Below are 2,929 nucleotides of genomic sequence, written 5' to 3' on the forward strand. Positions count from 1 at the left end.
TAAGGATGAGCATTGGCAATGAGAACGATCAAGTGAAATAAGGGCAATTGGTGGATGCCTTGGCATGCACAGGCGATGAAGGACGTGATACGCTGCGATAAGCCGTGGGGAGCTGCGAATAAGCTTTGATCCATGGATTTCCGAATGGGGAAACCCACCTTAAATGCTTGGGAAATCGAGCGTGCCGGAAGGCACGCAGGTGATTAGGAATTAGTGAGTAGTGAGTAGTTTTAATCGACTAATCACTCGCTGCTACCGACTACCCACTGCGCGTCTCGACGCGCTCGGTTTCCAAGCATTATCAATAAGGTATCTACATCTGAATACATAGGGTGTAAGAAGCGAACCCAGGGAACTGAAACATCTAAGTACCTGGAGGAAAGGACATCAACCGAGACTCCGCAAGTAGTGGCGAGCGAACGCGGACCAGGCCAGTGGCCTTGGGGAATAAAGTGGAACGGAATGGAAAGTCCGGCCGTAGCGGGTGATAGCCCCGTACATGTAGAACACCCAAGGTCCTTGAGTAAGGCGGGACACGTGAAATCCTGTTTGAAATTAGGGGGACCACCCTCTAAGCCTAAGTACTCGTGCATGACCGATAGCGAACAAGTACCGTGAGGGAAAGGTGAAAAGCACCCCGACAAGGGGAGTGAAATAGAACCTGAAACCGGTTGCCTACAAACAGTCGGAGCCCGCAAGGGTGACGGCGTACCTTTTGTATAATGGGTCAACGACTTAGTGTGACGAGCAAGCTTAAGCCGATAGGTGAAGGCGCAGCGAAAGCGAGTCTGAATAGGGCGTTCAGTTCGTCGCATTAGACCCGAAACCGAGTGATCTAGCCATGAGCAGGTTGAAGGTTGGGTAACACCAACTGGAGGACCGAACCCGCATCTGTTGCAATAGATTGGGATGACTTGTGGCTAGGGGTGAAAGGCCAATCAAACTCGGAAATAGCTGGTTCTCCGCGAAAACTATTTAGGTAGTGCGTCGACCGAATACCCTCGGGGGTAGAGCACTGGATGGGCTATGGGGACTCACCGTCTTACTGATCCTAACCAAACTCCGAATACCGAGGAGTACTAGTCGGCAGACACACGGCGGGTGCTAACGTCCGTCGTGAAGAGGGCAACAACCCTGACCTCCAGCTAAGGTCCCCAAGTCATGGCTAAGTGGGAAAGGATGTGAGGATCCCAAAACAACCAGGATGTTGGCTTAGAAGCAGCCATCATTTAAAGAAAGCGTAACAGCTCACTGGTCTAAATAAGGGTCTTTGCGCCGAAAATGTAACGGGGCTAAAGCCATGCACCGAAGCTGAGGATTGTAGCAACCTTCGGGTTGCCGCAGTGGTAGCGGAGCGTTCCGTAAGCCTGTGAAGGGATACCTGTGAGGGGTCCTGGAGGTATCGGAAGTGCGAATGTTGACATGAGTAACGATAAAGGGGGTGAGAGACCCCCTCGCCGAAAGACCAAGGGTTCCTGCTTAAAGTTAATCTGAGCAGGGTTAGCCGGCCCCTAAGATGAGGCAGAAATGCGTAGTCGATGGGAACCACGTTAATATTCGTGGGCCTGGTGGTAGTGACGGATTGCACAAGTTGTTCATTCTTATTGGATTGAGTGGGCAGCGGAGCGGTTCCAGGAAATAGCTCCACCGTATAGACCGTACCCGAAACCGACACAGGTGGTCAGGTAGAGTATACCAAGGCGCTTGAGAGAACTATGCTGAAGGAACTCGGCAAATTGCACGCGTAACTTCGGAAGAAGCGTGACCTCTTCGTACGCAAGTATGGAGGGGTGGCACAGACCAGGGGGTAGCGACTGTTTATCAAAAACACAGGGCTCTGCGAAGTTGCAAAACGACGTATAGGGCCTGACGCCTGCCCGGTGCTGGAAGGTTAAAGGGAGAGGTGCAAGCTTTGAACTGAAGCCCCAGTAAACGGCGGCCGTAACTATAACGGTCCTAAGGTAGCGAAATTCCTTGTCGGGTAAGTTCCGACCTGCACGAATGGCGTAACGACTTCCCCGCTGTCTCCAGCATAGACTCAGTGAAATTGAATTCCCCGTGAAGATGCGGGGTTCCTGCGGTCAGACGGAAAGACCCCGTGCACCTTTACTATAGCTTTACACTGGCATTCGTGTCGGCATGTGTAGGATAGGTGGTAGGCTTTGAAGCGGGGACGCCAGTTCTCGTGGAGCCATCCTTGAAATACCACCCTTATCGTCATGGATGTCTAACCGCGGTCCGTTATCCGGATCCGGGACAGTGTATGGTGGGTAGTTTGACTGGGGCGGTCGCCTCCGAAAGAGTAACGGAGGCGCGCGATGGTGGGCTCAGAACGGTCGGAAATCGTTCGTCGAGTGCAATGGCATAAGCCCGCCTGACTGCGAGACTGACAAGTCGAGCAGAGACGAAAGTCGGTCATAGTGATCCGGTGGTCCCGTGTGGAAGGGCCATCGCTCAACGGATAAAAGGTACGCCGGGGATAACAGGCTGATGACCCCCAAGAGTCCATATCGACGGGGTTGTTTGGCACCTCGATGTCGGCTCATCGCATCCTGGGGCTGGAGCAGGTCCCAAGGGTTTGGCTGTTCGCCAATTAAAGCGGTACGTGAGCTGGGTTCAGAACGTCGTGAGACAGTTCGGTCCCTATCTGCCGTGGGTGTAGGAATATTGACAGGATCTGTCCCTAGTACGAGAGGACCGGGATGGACATATCTCTGGTGGACCTGTTGTGGCGCCAGCCGCATAGCAGGGTAGCTATATATGGAATGGATAACCGCTGAAGGCATCTAAGCGGGAAACCAACCTGAAAACGAGTATTCCCTTGAGAACCGTGGAAGACTACCACGTTGATAGGCCGGGTGTGGAAGTGCAGCAATGCATGAAGCTTACCGGTACTAATCGTTCGATTGGCTTGATTGTTCTCATTGCT

General features: G+C 52.8%; 1 rRNA gene. It reads left to right on the top strand.

The features are described 5' to 3' along the window. Positions 1-26 precede the first annotated feature (26 nt). Positions 27-2,919 (top strand): 23S ribosomal RNA (locus ACP7E6_RS29350). The last annotated feature ends 10 nt before the right edge of the window (positions 2,920-2,929 follow it).

Origin of the sequence: Pararhizobium sp. DWP3-4, from assembly GCF_049898205.1 — a bacterium.
Lineage (GTDB): Bacteria > Pseudomonadota > Alphaproteobacteria > Rhizobiales > Rhizobiaceae > Pararhizobium.